This is a genomic window from Aeromonas sobria, assembly GCF_000820145.1.
GTDB lineage: Bacteria > Pseudomonadota > Gammaproteobacteria > Enterobacterales > Aeromonadaceae > Aeromonas > Aeromonas sobria.
Map to the genome: position 1 here is coordinate 55,238 of NZ_CDBW01000035.1, position 14,750 is coordinate 69,987.

At 60.9% G+C, this 14,750-nt stretch carries 13 protein-coding genes; 1 reads left to right on the forward strand and 12 read right to left on the reverse strand.

Going from position 1 to position 14,750, the window contains the following annotated elements:
* Nucleotides 1-121 precede the first annotated feature (121 nt).
* The 10 genes from BN1135_RS15860 to leuS all read right to left on the reverse strand — a co-directional run bounded on the left by BN1135_RS15860 (nucleotide 122) and on the right by leuS (nucleotide 11,135).
* The gene (locus BN1135_RS15860) at nucleotides 122-1,105 is read right to left on the reverse strand and encodes a septal ring lytic transglycosylase RlpA family protein (RefSeq protein ID WP_042022804.1); all 984 of its coding nucleotides are present in this window, start codon (nucleotides 1,103-1,105) and stop codon (nucleotides 122-124) included.
* Nucleotides 1,047-2,045 carry a lytic murein transglycosylase B gene (gene mltB / locus BN1135_RS15865; RefSeq protein ID WP_042022805.1) on the reverse strand — a complete coding sequence of 333 codons (999 nt, stop codon included), beginning with the start codon at nucleotides 2,043-2,045 and terminating at the stop codon, nucleotides 1,047-1,049. Before mltB ends, BN1135_RS15860 begins: the two co-directional genes overlap by 59 nt.
* Nucleotides 2,045-3,148 (reverse strand): rod shape-determining protein RodA, encoded by a 1,104-nt coding sequence (rodA, locus tag BN1135_RS15870; protein WP_042022806.1) that lies wholly within the window; start codon nucleotides 3,146-3,148, stop codon nucleotides 2,045-2,047. The genes mltB and rodA overlap by 1 nt, the downstream gene beginning before the upstream one ends.
* 113 nt (nucleotides 3,149-3,261) lie before the next feature.
* Complete coding sequence (mrdA, locus tag BN1135_RS15875) at nucleotides 3,262-5,184, reverse strand: penicillin-binding protein 2 (RefSeq protein WP_042022808.1); 1,923 nt, start codon at nucleotides 5,182-5,184, stop codon at nucleotides 3,262-3,264.
* Nucleotides 5,185-5,239: 55 nt separating this feature from the next.
* Nucleotides 5,240-5,707: a 23S rRNA (pseudouridine(1915)-N(3))-methyltransferase RlmH gene (gene rlmH / locus BN1135_RS15880; RefSeq protein WP_042022810.1), complete on the reverse strand. Its 468-nt coding sequence runs from the start codon at nucleotides 5,705-5,707 to the stop codon at nucleotides 5,240-5,242.
* A gap of 20 nt (nucleotides 5,708-5,727) precedes the next feature.
* The gene (rsfS, locus tag BN1135_RS15885; RefSeq protein WP_042022811.1) at nucleotides 5,728-6,069 is read right to left on the reverse strand and encodes a ribosome silencing factor; all 342 of its coding nucleotides are present in this window, start codon (nucleotides 6,067-6,069) and stop codon (nucleotides 5,728-5,730) included.
* A 104-nt stretch (nucleotides 6,070-6,173) separates the two neighbouring features.
* Nucleotides 6,174-6,824, reverse strand: a complete 651-nt coding sequence (gene nadD / locus BN1135_RS15890) for a nicotinate-nucleotide adenylyltransferase (protein WP_042022937.1) — start codon at nucleotides 6,822-6,824, stop codon at nucleotides 6,174-6,176.
* A gap of 14 nt (nucleotides 6,825-6,838) precedes the next feature.
* Entirely contained in the window at nucleotides 6,839-7,876 is a 1,038-nt protein-coding gene (gene holA / locus BN1135_RS15895) for a DNA polymerase III subunit delta (RefSeq protein ID WP_042022813.1), read from the reverse strand.
* A 100-nt stretch (nucleotides 7,877-7,976) separates the two neighbouring features.
* Entirely contained in the window at nucleotides 7,977-8,459 is a 483-nt protein-coding gene (locus BN1135_RS15900) for an LPS-assembly lipoprotein LptE (protein ID WP_042022816.1), read from the reverse strand.
* A gap of 99 nt (nucleotides 8,460-8,558) precedes the next feature.
* On the reverse strand, nucleotides 8,559-11,135 hold the full coding sequence (gene leuS, locus BN1135_RS15905) for a leucine--tRNA ligase (RefSeq protein WP_042022819.1): 2,577 nt from the start codon (nucleotides 11,133-11,135) through the stop codon (nucleotides 8,559-8,561).
* Between the two features lie 145 nt (nucleotides 11,136-11,280).
* On the opposite strand from leuS, the gene BN1135_RS15910 reads away from it, so the two are divergent.
* Nucleotides 11,281-11,775, forward strand: a complete 495-nt coding sequence (locus tag BN1135_RS15910; protein WP_042022821.1) for a zinc ribbon-containing protein — start codon at nucleotides 11,281-11,283, stop codon at nucleotides 11,773-11,775.
* Nucleotides 11,776-11,917: 142 nt separating this feature from the next.
* Here the strand turns inward: BN1135_RS15910 and BN1135_RS15915 are convergent, their stop codons facing one another.
* Together BN1135_RS15915 and BN1135_RS15920 are read right to left on the reverse strand one after the other, a co-directional pair.
* The gene (locus BN1135_RS15915) at nucleotides 11,918-13,258 is read right to left on the reverse strand and encodes a TldD/PmbA family protein (RefSeq protein ID WP_042022823.1); all 1,341 of its coding nucleotides are present in this window, start codon (nucleotides 13,256-13,258) and stop codon (nucleotides 11,918-11,920) included.
* Nucleotides 13,258-14,658 (reverse strand): TldD/PmbA family protein, encoded by a 1,401-nt coding sequence (locus BN1135_RS15920; protein WP_042022825.1) that lies wholly within the window; start codon nucleotides 14,656-14,658, stop codon nucleotides 13,258-13,260. Before BN1135_RS15920 ends, BN1135_RS15915 begins: the two co-directional genes overlap by 1 nt.
* Nucleotides 14,659-14,750 lie beyond the last annotated feature (92 nt).

Genomic DNA, 14,750 nt, shown 5'->3' on the forward strand with positions numbered 1-14,750 from the left:
CTGGTCATAGCCTGACATGGCGATCATCACTGGTTTTTTATCCATCAGCCCGGCCATCACGCCATAAAGCGACGTGATGGCCGGGGCTGGGACATGGGCTACGCCCGCCAGCAGAGAGGGGTTAGGGAACGATAAAGGCTTGTTCCAGTCCGCCTTGACGTACTTTTTCCAGCACGTTTGCCTGCTGGTCGGCGGCGACCGGGCCAATCAGCACCCGGAAAATGGCGCCATGGGCATCGATCCGGTAGGGCACACCGTAACGCTGGGTCATCACCTTGCCCATCGCCTCGGCCCGTTCCTGTGAGCCGCTGGCCAGCACCTGAATCATCTTGCCATCGCCGCTGTTGGCAGGTGCTGCGGCCTTGGCTGACGCTGGTTTGAGAGGTGCCGCTTTGGCGGGCTTGGTGGCTGGCGCCTTGACGGGGGCAGGGTCGGCGGCGGGGGTTGCCATCGCCAGCGCAGTTGGTTCACCCAGGAAGCCATCTTGCGACAGGGTGTTGGAGGCCGCAGCGGCCGGGGTGGTCGGGGTCATCTCGATGGGCTTCATTGGCTCCATGATCACCATCTGATCCGGGGTGTCGTTGATCAGCTCCAGCCGTACCCGCGCTTCCCCGCTATCGACCATCTCCAGCTGTTTGGCTGCCGCGTAGGAGAGATCGATCAGGCGAGGGCTGTTGAACGGGCCGCGATCGTTGACCCGCACGATCGTCTCCAGTCCGTTGTCCAGATTGGTGACCCGCACATAGCTCGGGATGGGCAGGTTGCGGTGGGCGGCGCTGAACAGCGTGCTGTCCAGCACATCGCCGTTGGCGGTCTTCTGGCCATCCAGATCCGGCGACAGCCAGCTGGCGGTGCCCTCTTCGCTGTAGTGCTTGATGTCGCGCCACACCTCGTTTTTCTGCTTGCCGATCCAGTAGTCCCGGTTGCCGCTGGCACTCAGGGGCTCGGGGCGCGGAATGGCACCGGTGGCTTGCGGGATCTCGATGACGGGCGGCTTGCTGACCGGTGCTTGCGGTTCGACGGGGGCGGTCTGTTCCGGCTGGCTGCTACAGGCGGCCAGCAACAAGCTCAGGCTGAGCGGGAGGAGTTTGTGACGAAGATGCATACGCTTCCTGAATGGCTTGGCTAAGTTGATACACCGCCATCGCATAGAGTGGGCTGCGATTGTAGCGGGTGATCACATAAAAGTTATGCCGTGCGACCCAGTATTCCGGTCCATCGGCTTGGGCAAACGCCAGTAACTTGACCGGCGTCTGTGGGGCCAGCGGCGTGGCGAGCTCAATCCCTGCCGCCGCCAGTTCTGACCACTGTTGTGTTAGCTCGGGCTCAGGCCTGAGCAAAGGTTCGACTGCCATCAGCCCGATCTGGGCCGGTTCCACCACGGATTCGCCCCAGCGCCACTGGTGGCTGGCAAAATAGTTGGCCACGCTGCCGATGGCATCGACCGGGTTGGCAAACAGATCCCGCTTGCCATTGCCATCGAAATCAACGGCGTAGTGGCGGTAGCTGGAGGGCATGAACTGGCCCATCCCCATGGCTCCGGCATAGGAGCCCTTGAGGCGATCCAGCGCCCACCCTTCCTCTTTTGCCAGCAACACCAGCTGGGCAAACTCCTTGGCAAAGAAGTCGCTGCGCTCGGGGTAGTGAAACCCCAGGGTGTAGAGGCTATCAAGCACCGGATGACGGCCCATCTGGCGACCATAGAGGGTCTCTACCCCGATGATGGCCACTATGATTGATGCCGGTACCTGATAGGTTTGCTCGGCCCGCGTCAGGGTGGCAGCATGCTGCCGCCAGAACTGCAGCCCATCCCGGATGCGATCCGGGGTGACGAACAGCGGCCGGTAGCGATGCCAGGGTTTGGCTTCCCACGGCTTGCTGATGGTGTCGAGCACCTCCTGGCGCAGCTGGGCGCGGGCGACTGCGGCTTGCAACTCCGCCAGCGGCACCTGTTGCTGCTCGGCGAGCAGCGCCAACCGATCCGGCGCCACGGCGGCAGTTGCCACCGTTGTGGCGAGAGAGAGCAGCAATCCAACCCATCTCATCAGGCGAGCAGTCTTCTATGAGTCTGAATGGACATCAGGATGCCGAAACCGGCCATCAGGGTCACCATGGAGGTGCCACCATAGCTCACCAGCGGCAGGGGGACCCCCACCACCGGCAAGATGCCACTCACCATCCCCATGTTGACGAACACATAGACGAAGAAGGTGAGGGTGATGGCGCCCCCCAGCAGCCGCTCGAAGCTGCTCTGGGCCTGCATCGAGATATAGAGGCAGCGGCTGATGACGTAGAGGTAGAGCACCAGCAACAGGGCGACCCCCACCAGACCAAACTCCTCGCTAAATACCGCGAAGATAAAGTCGGTATGGCGTTCGGGCAGGAACTCCAGCTGGGACTGGGTCCCTTGCAGCCACCCCTTGCCGAACACGCCGCCGGAGCCGATGGCGATTTTGGATTGAATGATGTGATAGCCACGGCCGAGCGGGTCTTTCTCCGGGTCGATCAGCATCATCACCCGCTGGCGCTGGTAATCGTGCATCAGGAAGAACCAGAGTACCGGCATAAAGGCCACGATCAGCATGACCGCCAGCCCAATCAGCCACCAGCTGAGCCCCGCCAGGAAGATGACGAAGAAGCCGGAGGCCGCCACCAGAATGGACGTACCGAGATCGGGCTGGGCGGCGATCAGCAGGGTGGGCAGCAGCACCATCACCAGGGCGATCACCACATGGCTGAACTTGGGGGGCAGCGAGTGGCGGCTGAGCCAGGCGGCCACCATGATCGGCATGGAGAGCTTCATTACCTCGGAGGGCTGGAACTTCATAAAGCCCAGATCGAGCCAGCGCTGGGCCCCCTTGCCGATATGACCGAACACGTCCACCGCAATCAGCATCAGCACTACCACCGCGAACAGCGGCACCGACCAGCGGGCATACAGAGACGGTGGCAGCTGGGCCATGCCGATCATCAGGGCAAAGGCGAGGCCGCCCCGTACCAGCTGGCGCACGATGGAGTCGAGATCCTGACCGGAGGCGGAGTAGAGCACCACCATGGAGAGCGTCATCACGGCCAGCAGACCGAGAAACAGCGGCAGATCGATATGCATCTTGTACCAGATGCTTTGCTGCCGAGCGGAATTACTCATGGGAAATAACCTTGTGCTGAATTGACGGCACCCCTTGGTGGCGCAAAATCGGGTCAGCCTGCTGCGGCCGATGGACATCTGATTGATGTCCGCAGCCTTGCTGGCGGGTGGCGTTACTCACTGGGGCTGACCTCGCTCGGCTGGGACGGCGTGGTCGGCGTCGGTGCCGGTGGCAGTTGCGGATCCGGAGGGAGCAAGTAGGCATCCAGCATGGCGCGCGCCACCGGCGCTGCATTTTTACTGCCGCCGCCTGCGTTCTCGAGTACCAGTGCTATTACCGCTTTAGGTGCATCAAAGGGAGCAAAGGCGACGAACAGGGCGTTGTCTCGGTGCTCTACCTTCATGTTCTTGGCGTTGTAGACCTGATTCTCTTTCATGTTGACCACCTGCGCAGTGCCCGACTTGCCCCCGGAGGCATAGGGGGTGTTGGCAAAGGCGTGGCGGCCACTCCCTTCCTTGCCCTGGTTCACCCGCCACATCCCCTCTTTGGCAACCTGCCAATAGCTGTCGCTTTTGGTTTTGAGGGCGATATTCGGGTTGATAGGGGCATTCACTACCTCCGCCAGCGAGGCAGTGCTCTTGAGCAGGTGGGGGGTCACATCATGGCCGTTCTGGGTCAGGATGCTGATCGCCTTGGCCAGCTGGATCGGCGTTGCGCTCCAGTAACCCTGACCGATACCGATGGAGATGGTGTCCCCCTGATACCAGGGCTGGCGCCAGCGGGCCATTTTCCAGTCACGGGACGGCATCACCCCTTTGGTCTCTTCATAGAGGTCGACCCCACTGTACTGACCAAAACCGAACTTGGTCATGTAGCTGTGGATCTTGTCGATGCCGACCCGATAGGCGAGATCGTAGAAATAGGTATCCGCCGAGACCTCGATGGCGCGATAGACATCGAGCCAGCCATGACCCCAGCGGCGCCAGTCACGGAACTTCTTGGTGGTGCCCGGAATGGAGAAGCTCGGGCCACCGAAGTAACGATAGTTGGGGGTGATGGCCCCCTCGTTGAGCCCCATGATGGACATCATGGGTTTGACGGTGGAAGCGGGTGCATAGATGCCCTGCGTGGTGCGGTTCACCAAGGGACGTGCCGGATCGTTGAGCAGTCCCGAGTAGTTGGCACTGGAGATACCGGTGACAAACAGGTTGGGGTCGTAGCTCGGGCTCGACTCCATGGCGATGATGGCGCCGGTTTGCGGGTTCATCATCACGATGGCACCACGCTGGCCCGCCAGTATTTGCTGGGCTTTCAGCTGCATCCGGATGTCGATATTGAGGTAGATATCCTTGCCGGGAGTGGGCGGCTGGAACTTGAGGGTGCGGACGACCCGGCCGCGGTTGTTCACCTCGACCTCCTGATAGCCTGCGACCCCGTGTAGTTGCTCCTCGTAAAATTTCTCGACACCCTGTTTGCCGATATCCTTGGTGGCCGCGTAGTTGGCGAGTTTTTCTTCCTTGTCGAGGCGCTCCACATCGCGGGTGTTGATCTTGGCCACATAGCCCAGCGCGTGGGTGAGGGTATCACCAAAGGGATAGTAGCGCTTGAGGTTGGCCTCGATGCTGGCGCCCGGATAGTTGTGTTGGTTGACCGAGAAGAGGGCCACCTGATACTCGGTCAGTTTCTCGAACAAGGGGACTGGCTTGAAGCGGCGCTGACGCTTCACTTCGGCCAGAAATTTCTCTTTGGTCCCCTCCGGCAGCCCCAGCAGGGTGATCAGCTGGTCGGCAGTGAGCTCGAGATCTTTGGTCTCTTCCGGCACGATTTCCAGACTGTAGACCGGACGGTTTTCTGCCAACAGCACGCCGTTGGCGTCATAGATGAGCCCGCGCGGGGGCGCCACCGGTACCACCCGGATACGGTTGGAGTTGGAGCGGGTCTGGTAGGTGTCAAAAGATTCAACCTGCAGATAATAGAGATTACCCAGCAGCACCAGCATCAGCACGACGATGCCGATGTAGGCTACCAGGGTGCGCCGGAAGAACAGATTGCCCTCGGCACTGTGATCGCGCATCTCGATGCGATTCTTCAACATGCCGTTACCTTCTGGTTGACGAGGTCATGAGCAGTGAGACTCTGGCGATTCATGCTCACTCTCTGTGATACGGATGATTGGTGGTGATACTCCATGCCCGATAGAGGCTCTCGGCCACCAGCACCCGCACCAGCGGATGGGGCAGGGTGAGTGGCGACAGCGACCAGCTCTGCTCGGCGGCAGCCTTGCAGTCGGGGGACAAGCCCTCCGGCCCGCCGACCAGCAGGGCCACATCGCGGCCATCCAGCTTCCAGGCTTCCAGCTGGGCAGCCAGCTGCTCGGTGGTCCAGGGTTTACCCGGAATATCCAGCGTGACGATGCGCGAGCGCCCCGCGGCCGCCAGCATGGCTTCCCCTTCCTTCTGCAGGATGCGGGGAATGTCGGCATTTTTGCCGCGCTTTCCGGCGCCGATCTCGACGAGTTCAAATGGCATGTCTTTCGGGAAGCGGCGGCGATACTCTTGGAAGCCATGCTCTACCCAGGCAGGCATCTTGGTGCCCACCGCAATCAACTGGATCTTCATCGTCGTTACACTTGTGCTCTTTATTGCATGTTCACGTGAGCGGCACCGCTCCACAATTTTTCCAGCTGGTAGAAGTCACGAGGTTCATCCTGCATCACATGCACGATCACCGACCCCATATCTACCAATGCCCATTCACCGCTCACTTGGCCCTCTACGCTCAGCAGATCCAGACCCGCGTGGCGGGCCTCGCTGGCCAGATGATGGGCAATGGCGCTGACGTGACGACTGGAGTTGCCGGAACAGACGATCATGGCATCAGTAATGGTGGATGTGCCGCGTACATCGAGGGTGATGATGTCGCGGCCTTTCATGTCATCGATCTTGTCGATGATAAAGGCATGCAGTTCTTGGCCTTGCAATGAGTCTCTCCTCTATTCCGGCGCGCTGTTACTTACGTCAGGGCGGCGGATTATATCATGGTCACTCCCGTTTCCCATCGGCTGGGGCGGGATTACGGCAGGGGCTAGCGGCGATTGGCGCGGTAGAGCCCCTGTTGATCAATATAGTGCGCCACCGACTCGGGCAAGAGGTAGCGGGTGTCTTGCCCCGCCTCCAGCAGGGCCCGCAGCCGGGTGGCAGACAGTTCGACGGGCTGGTTGTCCGCTAGCCAGATATGGCCAGCCAGACGCTGGTGTAGCGCTCGGGCATCACTGGTGTGATGGCGCGCCAGCAGCTGCGCCACCCCGGCCGGATAATCCGGTTGCCAGCCCGGTCGCACGCTCACCACCAGATGGCCATAGTCGAGCAGCTCCTGCCAGCGGTGCCAGCTTGGCAGGCTCAGCAGGGAATCCATCCCCATCAGAAAACAGAGCGGGGTACCGGGCAGTTCATGACGCAGCTCGATCAGGGTATCTATGGTGTAAGAGGGTTTATCCCGCTGCAGCTCCCGCTCATCTACCACAAAATGCCGGTTCTCCGCTGCCGCCAGCCTGACCATGGCGAGCCGCTGCTCGCTGGAGCAAAACGGGTTGGCGCGGTGAGGCGGGATATGGTTCGGGATCAGCCGGATTTCGGCCAGTTCAAGGGTGTCGCGGGCTTCGATGGCCGGGCGCAGATGGCCGATATGGATGGGGTCGAAGGTGCCGCCCAGAATACCGATAGGAGCCTTCAGCAGGCTGACAGGAGCCTTCAGCACTGGCTGCTCTCCATCCCCAGTGGCAGCGGGGTGCTATCACGAAAACCGAGGGCAATGGTCTGCAGCATCAGCCAGGCCTGTTCGGTATTGAAGCTGCGCTGGGCATCGTCCAGCTGGGCCATCAGTTGCCACAGTTGTTGCAACTTGGCAAACGGAAGTCGGGTCAGCGCCTGCTGGATCAGTTGCTGGCGGCTCTGCCAGATACGCAGACGGCTGAAATGCTCCCCCAGCGGCTGGCCACTGCGCATCGCCAGTGACAGCTCGGTCAGCTGCTCCAGCTCGCGGCAGAGAGTCCAGGCCAGCATCCCCGGCTCGGTGCCTTCGGCTCGCAGGGCGGCCAGAATGCGCTGGGCCCGGTTCACCTTCCCCTCCAGCAGGGTATCGACCAGCTGGAACGGGGTGAAGTGGGCGTGACGGATAATGGTCTCTTGCAGATAGGTGACACTGATGGGCTGGGGCGGCGAGAGCAGGGTCAGCTTCTCGATCTCCTGACTGGCGGCCAGCAGGTTGCCCTCATAGGCGTGGCACATGAAGTTGATGGCATCCGGCAGCGCCTTGAGGCCGAAACGCTGGAAGCGTGCGCTCATCCAGCGTGGGAAGAACTTGGGCTCCGGATGGTTGACCGGCACATAGGTGCCGATCTGGTAGAGCTTGTCGAACCAGGCGGCTTTCATCTGGGTTTGATTAAGGCGACCGCCACTCAGCACCAGCAGCAGATCAGGGTGGAGCTGCTTGCCGATTTCGCTGATGCGAGCGGCCAGATCCTTGTCCACCTTGGCGGGCAGTTCCAGCTCGATGATCTGGCGGGCAGAGAAGAGGCTCATGGCCTGACAGGCATCGTAGACCTGATTCCAGTCCAGCCCCTGTTCCACCACGAAGGTGTGGCGTTCATCGAAACCCTGTTTGCGGGCGATCTGACGGATGGCGTCGATGGCCTCCAGTCGCAACAGGGGCTCGTCGCCAAAAACGAGATAGCAGGGCCTGAGCCCTGCTTTGAGGTGGTCACCAAATTGCTCGGGATAAATTCGCATCAGAAGCTTGCCTGACTAAAATGAAGGCGCACAAGAGTAGCTGCCTGCGTTGGCTGCTTGAACTGCGACTCGTCACCAAATTGCTCTGGGTAGATCCGCATCAGAAGCTGACCTGACTCAACTGTCGGATCACCTGATTGGCCGCCTGCTCCTGCATCTCGCGGTTGAGCTGCTCCTGCTCACGAGAAGAGGCGAGCGCTGCATCCGGCTTGTTGAGGAAGCTGCGGTTGAAGTTGATGGGGAAGACCTGGGTCGGCTTGCCCGGCACCGAGACGGTGAACTGGGTACTGAAGCCCAGCACATATTCAGTGTCGACGCCCTGAGCGTTGACCGAAGCGACCTGACTGGTACCGCCAATGCCGCCCAGAGTGAGCACCGGAATGCCCTCCTTGTCGGCCAGGGTCACGCCAGAGGCCTTGAGGCGGGTGGTGACCAATCGGTAGAAGTCGCTCTTGTTGTCGCCCACGACCTTCATGGTCATCAGCTCGCTCGGAATGCCGTTGCCGCGCATCTGAAAGCCGCAGCCTTGCAGCAGCAGCGCTGCCAGCATGACGGCCATCAAGCGGGTGAAGATGGTGCCCATAGAAAATCCTCTTTGCATGAAGGGAAGAGCGGCGGGCGCAGGGCCCGCCGTTATCATCCGTTTGCTGTCACAGATTGGCAATGATCAGTTGGTGACTTCTCAGTTAGCAACGATGTTGAGCAGCTTGCCAGGTACATAGATCACCTTGCGCACGGTCAGACCGTCGGTGAACTTCTGTACCGAGGCATCGGCCATCGCCAGCTTCTCGACGTCTGCCTGGCTGATCTCGGCCGGCACGGTCAGCTTGCCGCGCATCTTGCCGTTGATCTGTACCACCACCAGCTTCTCGGTCTCGACCATGGCCGCTTCATCAGCCACTGGCCAGACGGCGTGATCCACGTCATCACCCTTGCCCAGCATTTTCCACAGCTCGAATCCGATGTGCGGGGTGATGGGGGTGAGCATCACGACGATGGCCTCCAGCGCTTCCTGCATCAGGGCGCGATCCTGAGGCTCGGTATCCAGCTTGGTCAGGCTGTTCATCAGCTCCATGATGGCGGCGATGGCGGTGTTGAAGGTCTGACGACGACCCACGTCATCGCTCACCTTGGCGATGGTTTTGTGCAGCTCGCGGCGCAGGGTTTTCTGCTCGCCGGAGAGGGCTGCCACATCCAGTGCCGCAACGGCACCCGCAGAGACGTGCTCGAAGGTCAGGCGCCACAGGCGACGCAGGAAGCGCTGGGCACCTTCTACGCCAGAGTCTGACCACTCCAGGGTCATCTCGGCTGGCGAGGCGAACATCATGAACAGACGGACGGTGTCGGCGCCGTAACGCTCCACCATCAGCTGTGGGTCGATGCCGTTGTTCTTGGACTTGGACATCTTGGTCATGCCGGAGTGGATCACTTCACGGCCTTCGTTGTCGATGGACTTGGTGATGCGACCCTTCTCGTCACGCTCTACCTTGACGTCGGTCGGGCTGACCCAGACGTTGCCGCCTTTTTCGTCTTTGTAGTAGAAGGCGTCGGCCAGCACCATGCCCTGGCAGAGCAGGCGCTTGAACGGCTCGTCACTGTTCACCAGCCCTGCGTCACGCAGCAGCTTGTGGAAGAAGCGGGCGTAGAGCAGGTGCATACAGGCGTGCTCGATACCGCCGATGTACTGATCTACCGGCAGCCAGTGGTTGGCTGCAGCCGGATCCAGCATGCCCTTGTCGTAGTCCGGAGAGCAGTAGCGCGCGTAGTACCAGGAGGACTCCATGAAGGTGTCGAAGGTATCGGTCTCGCGGAACGCTTCCTGACCGTTGTAAGTGGTCTTGGCCCACTCGGCGTCAGCCTTGATCGGGCTCTGGATACCGTCCATCACCACATCTTCAGGCAACAGTACCGGCAGTTGATCTTCCGGAGTCGGCACCACGGTGCCGTCAGCCAGGGTCAGCATCGGGATGGGGGCACCCCAGTAACGCTGACGGGAGACGCCCCAGTCACGCAGACGGAAGTTGACGGTACGTTTGCCGTGGCCGAGGGCTTCCAGCTTGTTGGCGATGGCATCAAAAGCGCCCTGGAAGTCGAGACCGTCGAACTCGCCGGAGTTGAACAGTACGCCCTTCTCGGTGTAAGCGGCTTCGCTCACGTCCACCTCGCCATCGGCAGGCTTGATGACGGCCTTGATGTCGAGGCCATATTTGGTGGCGAACTCGAAGTCACGCTGGTCGTGACCCGGAACCGCCATCACGGCGCCGGTGCCGTAGTTCATCAGCACGAAGTTGGCGACCCAGACCGGTACCTTGCGGCCATCCAGCGGGTGAATGGCATAGAGACCGGTGGCCATGCCCTTCTTCTCCATGGTGGCCAGTTCCGCTTCGGCTACCTTGGTGTTCTTGCACTCTTCGATAAAGGCAGCCAGTTCCGGATTGCTGGCAGCAGCCTGCAGGGCCAGTGGGTGACCGGCAGCGATACCGACATAGGTGACGCCCATGAAGGTGTCCGGACGGGTGGTGTAGACCTCCAGCTGCTCAGCCTGACCCTCGATGGCGAAGCTGATGTTGACCCCTTCGGAGCGGCCAATCCAGTTGCGCTGCATGGTCTTGACCATCTCCGGCCAGCCTTCCAGATTGTCGATGTCGCTCAGCAGCTCTTCGGCGTAATCGGTGATCTTGATGAACCACTGGGGGATCTCTTTTTGCTCCACCGGGGTGTCACAGCGCCAGCAGCAGTTGTCGATAACCTGCTCGTTGGCCAGCACTGTCATGTCGTTCGGGCACCAGTTGACGGAGGAGGTCTTCTTGTAGACCAGACCCTTCTCGTAGAGCTTGGTGAAGAACCACTGCTCCCAGCGGTAGTAATCCGGCTTGCAGGTGGCCAGCTCGCGATCCCAGTCATAACCCAGCCCCAGCATCTTCAGCTGGTTCTTCATGTATTCGATGTTTTCGTAGGTCCAGGGCGCCGGCGCAGTGCTGTTTTTGACCGCGGCGTTCTCCGCTGGCAGGCCGAATGCATCCCAACCTATGGGCTGCAGCACGTTCTTGCCATTAAGCCGTTGATAACGGGAGATCACATCACCTATGGTGTAGTTACGAACGTGCCCCATGTGTAGTCGACCAGACGGATAGGGGAACATGGACAGGCAGTAGAACTTCTCTTTGTCTACTTTCTCCACGGCCTTGAAGGTTTTCTTGGCATCCCAGTGCTTTTGCACTGCTGGTTCGATTGATTGGGGAACGTATTGCTCTTGCATTGGTGACATCCGGATCTGTGAAATGAATAGATAAATCAGCTGGGAAATCGCAATAGAATACCCATATCCTGCGGCGGCAACAACCGCCAGCGTCCCTCGGGCCTTAAGCCGGGCCAGATCAGGGTTTAGTAGAGGAGTAACAGCCATGGACAAACGTCAAAAAGGGTACGAAGCCTTCATTGCCGAGCTGCAAAAACAGTGGCAAGAGACTGAACAGTTCCAGGGGGAGCGCCTCAACCGGATGATCGCCAAGGTGCAGGCCTATCTGGAGGCCGCCAGCGACCTGACTCAGGACGAGCTGGCCCTGATCGCCGAGTATGTGAAGCGGGATCTGGGCAACTATGACGAGGGGCGCCATGACGATAGCGAGCAGATTGAAGAGTCTGCTTTCATGCTGGCTCTGAAAGACACCGCCTGGTCCTGGTTGGCGGATGTGACCGACCGCGCCCAAGTGGAGTGGCGGGAGCTGGCCGACGAGCTGGAGCACAAGGGCGTCTATGAGGCGGGTGACTGGGTGGGGCTCGGGGTCATGGTGTGCGACCAGTGTGGCTGGCGCCATACCGTGCTCCATCCCCAACAGCTCGATACCTGCCCCGAGTGTGGTTGCGCCGAGTATCACCGCGAGCCGCTCTCGCCTTGAGTCGACGTATCATCAGGTTCATCTACCGACCGGTAGGGACGATTAGCGCAGCGTAATCGTCCATTTAGTCAGAGGTATCGACACTCAGCTTACCAATAAGAGAGAGGCGCCATCAGGCGCCTCTCTCTATTGATGGGCGGGATTACTTGCCGGCGACGGATAGGCCGCCAAAACGGATAAGCGGGGCGTAGAAGCCCTTGCCATCGTTGTGGTGCAAGGTGTCACCGACCGCTTCCAGCTCGCCCAGCAGGCGGTAGAAGTTGCCCGCCACCGTGATGCCGCGTACCGGCTGGAGCCGCACGCCATCGCGACAGAGGAAGCCCGACGCGCCAAAGGAGAAGTCGCCGCTCACCGCATCGGCACCGGAATGCAGACCGTCCAGCTTGACCAGCTCCAGATAGTTGCCGCTCTGCACCTCCGCTTCGCTATGGGGACCCGCGCCAAACACCAGATGGCGAGCGGTGACATCGAGGGCGCTGCGAGCACCGCGGGCGGCCGAGCCGTTACTGGCGACGCCAAAGTGGCGGGCGGTGGCGCTGTTGTGGAACAGGGTTTTCAGCTCGCCGTCGCCAATCAGCAGCAGATCCGAGGTAGCAGCTCCCTCGCCATCAAACGCCTTGATGTTCATGCCGCCCGGCATGTAGACCCGGCTCTCCAGGGTGAGCCAGCGGGAGGCGACACTCTGCCCCACCTTCTCCCGCCAGGGGTTGATCCCCTGCTGGGCCCACTTGCCCGACAGCACCCCCTGAAAGCAGCCAAACAGACTGGCGAAGCAGTTGGTGCTGAAGATGACGCTGTAGCGGCCACCCGGCAGCGCCTCACCCGGCAGCAAGTCGCTGGCGACGGCATAGATCTGGTCGATGAGTCGCTGGCTATCCAGCTCGTCGAAGCGACGGCCATACTGCCCCTGCGAGTGCATCGACTGGCGACCATCCCGTTCGACCAGCGCCGAGGTGTAGCAGCCGACGCTGAACTCGTCGTGCTGGCAGAGGGAGCCCTGACTGTTGGCGAGCCAGATCTGGCTCTCCCCCTCAAAAAAGCTGTTGTAGGGGGCGCCGGTGACGTCTGGCATGGCCAGCATCTCCGACTCTAGGCGCAGGGCCAGGGTGATCTTCTCCTCTACCGGCGTGGTGTCGGGTTGGTTGATCTCGGCGCAATCTGTGGTGATCCGGCTATTGGCCACCGAGATGCGCTGATCCGGGTCCACCTTGGCAAAGCGGCTGGCATCCAATGCGTCTTGCAGCATGGCATCCAGCGCCAGCTCATCGAGGGATTCCGAGTAGGCGATACCGACCCGGCCCTCTTTTATCAGGCGAATGCCGAGTTGCTGGCTGCTGGTCACCTTGTATTCACCCAGCTCACCCTTGTCTGCCTTGAGGGAGAAGGCCTTCTCCTGATTGGCGATGATGTCTGCCTCGGCACCGAGATCAGCCACTTTATCCAGCAGACGGGTGAGCAGTAGGTTCATGTCGAGTTGGCTCATCAGGCGTTCCCTCCCACCAGAATGTTGTCCACTTTGAGTGCGGGTTGGCCCACCGAGGTGGGGACCGAGCCCGAGACCGAGCCGCACATGCCAGCGGCCAGCGCCAGATTGCTGCCCACCATGGAGATCTCTTTCAGCACCTGCGGGCCGGTGCCGATCAGGGTGGCCGACTTGAGCGGTTTGGTGATCTTGCCGTGCTCGATGAGGTAAGCCTCCTGCACGTTGAAATTGAACTCGCCGGTGCCGGGCTGTACCGAGCCGCCCCCCATCTTCTTGGCGTAGATGCCGTGTTCGACGGTGGCCAGCATATCGTCGAGGCTGTGGTTGCCCGGTTCGATATAGGTGTTGCGCATGCGCGAGGTGGGGGCGTACTTGTACGATTCGCGCCGACCCGAGCCGGTGCGGGCATAGCCGGTCTTCAGCGCCCCCATTCTGTCCACCAAAAAGCCGGTCAGCACGCCGTCCTTGATGAGCTGAGTATGCTGGGTCGCCATCCCTTCATCATCGACGTTGATGGAGCCCCAGACGTTGCTTTGCAGCCCTTCGTCCACAGCGCTGACCACCGGATTGGCAATGAGCTGGCCCATCTTGTCGTGGAACACAGACGCCTTCTTGGCCACCGAGGTGGTCTCCAGCAGGTGACCGCACGCTTCGTGGAAGATGACGCCGCCAAAGCCGTTCTCCATGATGACTGGCAGAGTGCCGCTCGGGCAGGGGGCTGCACCCAGTTTCACCAGCGCCTGGCGGGTGGCGGTGAGGGCCAGCTCGCGGGGATCGATGCGCTCGGCATGCTCCCAGCCCATCAGGGCGCCTGGCGCCTCGTAGCCGACGCTCTGCTCGCTCCCTTCCATGGCGATGGTCTGGGCCATGATGCGGTTGTAGTGGCGGCGATCGGCTACTTGCACTCCTTCGCTGTTGAAGATCTCCACCTCTTGCTCCCAGCCCAGCACGTTGCCGGAGAACTGGCTCACCTTTCCGCTCTCGGCGCGGGCCGCCGCATCCATGGCGTGCAGATAGGCGATCTTCTGCTCCAGCAGCTTGTCGGCCGACAGCGGCAGTGCCACCGGGTTGCGATCGGTCAAGCGGGTGAAATCGAAGGCGGTGGCGGTCACCACGGGGTCACGGCGGTCTTTGGCCGCCAGCAGGGTGACAATGCGCAGCAGCTCATCGCGGCTGGCCAGATTGGTGTAGCCGTAGAGCACCTTGTAGCCGTAGCAGAGGCGTACGCCGATGCCGAAATCGAGGCCGCCGTTGATGTTCTCTATCTGGCTGGAGAGCAGGCTGAGCTGGCTGCGGCGCTTGCGCTCCACAAACAACTCGGCGAAATCGGCACCCAGTGCCAGTGCGTGATCGAGCACGTCACGGGCGATGGCGGGGGCCAACAGGGAGAATGGAGTCATAGAATATCCTTTTCTGGTCTGTCTGTTTGCTTCCGACACCCGGCTCTGATTGTTATGGGATGTCGAGTCCATTGTTGCAGACCAGCACAAAA

Excerpts from the sequence above, each read along its gene's own strand:
- BN1135_RS15860 (WP_042022804.1), bottom strand. The coding sequence starts at position 1,105 with ATGCATCTTCGTCACAAACTCCTCCCGCTCAGCCTGAGCTTGTTGCTG.
- mltB (WP_042022805.1), bottom strand. The coding sequence starts at position 2,045 with ATGAGATGGGTTGGATTGCTGCTCTCTCTCGCCACAACGGTGGCAACT.
- rodA (WP_042022806.1), bottom strand. The coding sequence starts at position 3,148 with ATGAGTAATTCCGCTCGGCAGCAAAGCATCTGGTACAAGATGCATATC.
- mrdA (WP_042022808.1), bottom strand. The coding sequence starts at position 5,184 with ATGTTGAAGAATCGCATCGAGATGCGCGATCACAGTGCCGAGGGCAAT.
- rlmH (WP_042022810.1), bottom strand. The coding sequence starts at position 5,707 with ATGAAGATCCAGTTGATTGCGGTGGGCACCAAGATGCCTGCCTGGGTA.
- holA (WP_042022813.1), bottom strand. The coding sequence starts at position 7,876 with ATGCGAATTTATCCCGAGCAATTTGGTGACCACCTCAAAGCAGGGCTC.
- BN1135_RS15900 (WP_042022816.1), bottom strand. The coding sequence starts at position 8,459 with ATGGGCACCATCTTCACCCGCTTGATGGCCGTCATGCTGGCAGCGCTG.
- leuS (WP_042022819.1), bottom strand. The coding sequence starts at position 11,135 with ATGCAAGAGCAATACGTTCCCCAATCAATCGAACCAGCAGTGCAAAAG.
- BN1135_RS15910 (WP_042022821.1), top strand. The coding sequence starts at position 11,281 with ATGGACAAACGTCAAAAAGGGTACGAAGCCTTCATTGCCGAGCTGCAA.
- BN1135_RS15915 (WP_042022823.1), bottom strand. The coding sequence starts at position 13,258 with ATGAGCCAACTCGACATGAACCTACTGCTCACCCGTCTGCTGGATAAA.
- BN1135_RS15920 (WP_042022825.1), bottom strand. The coding sequence starts at position 14,658 with ATGACTCCATTCTCCCTGTTGGCCCCCGCCATCGCCCGTGACGTGCTC.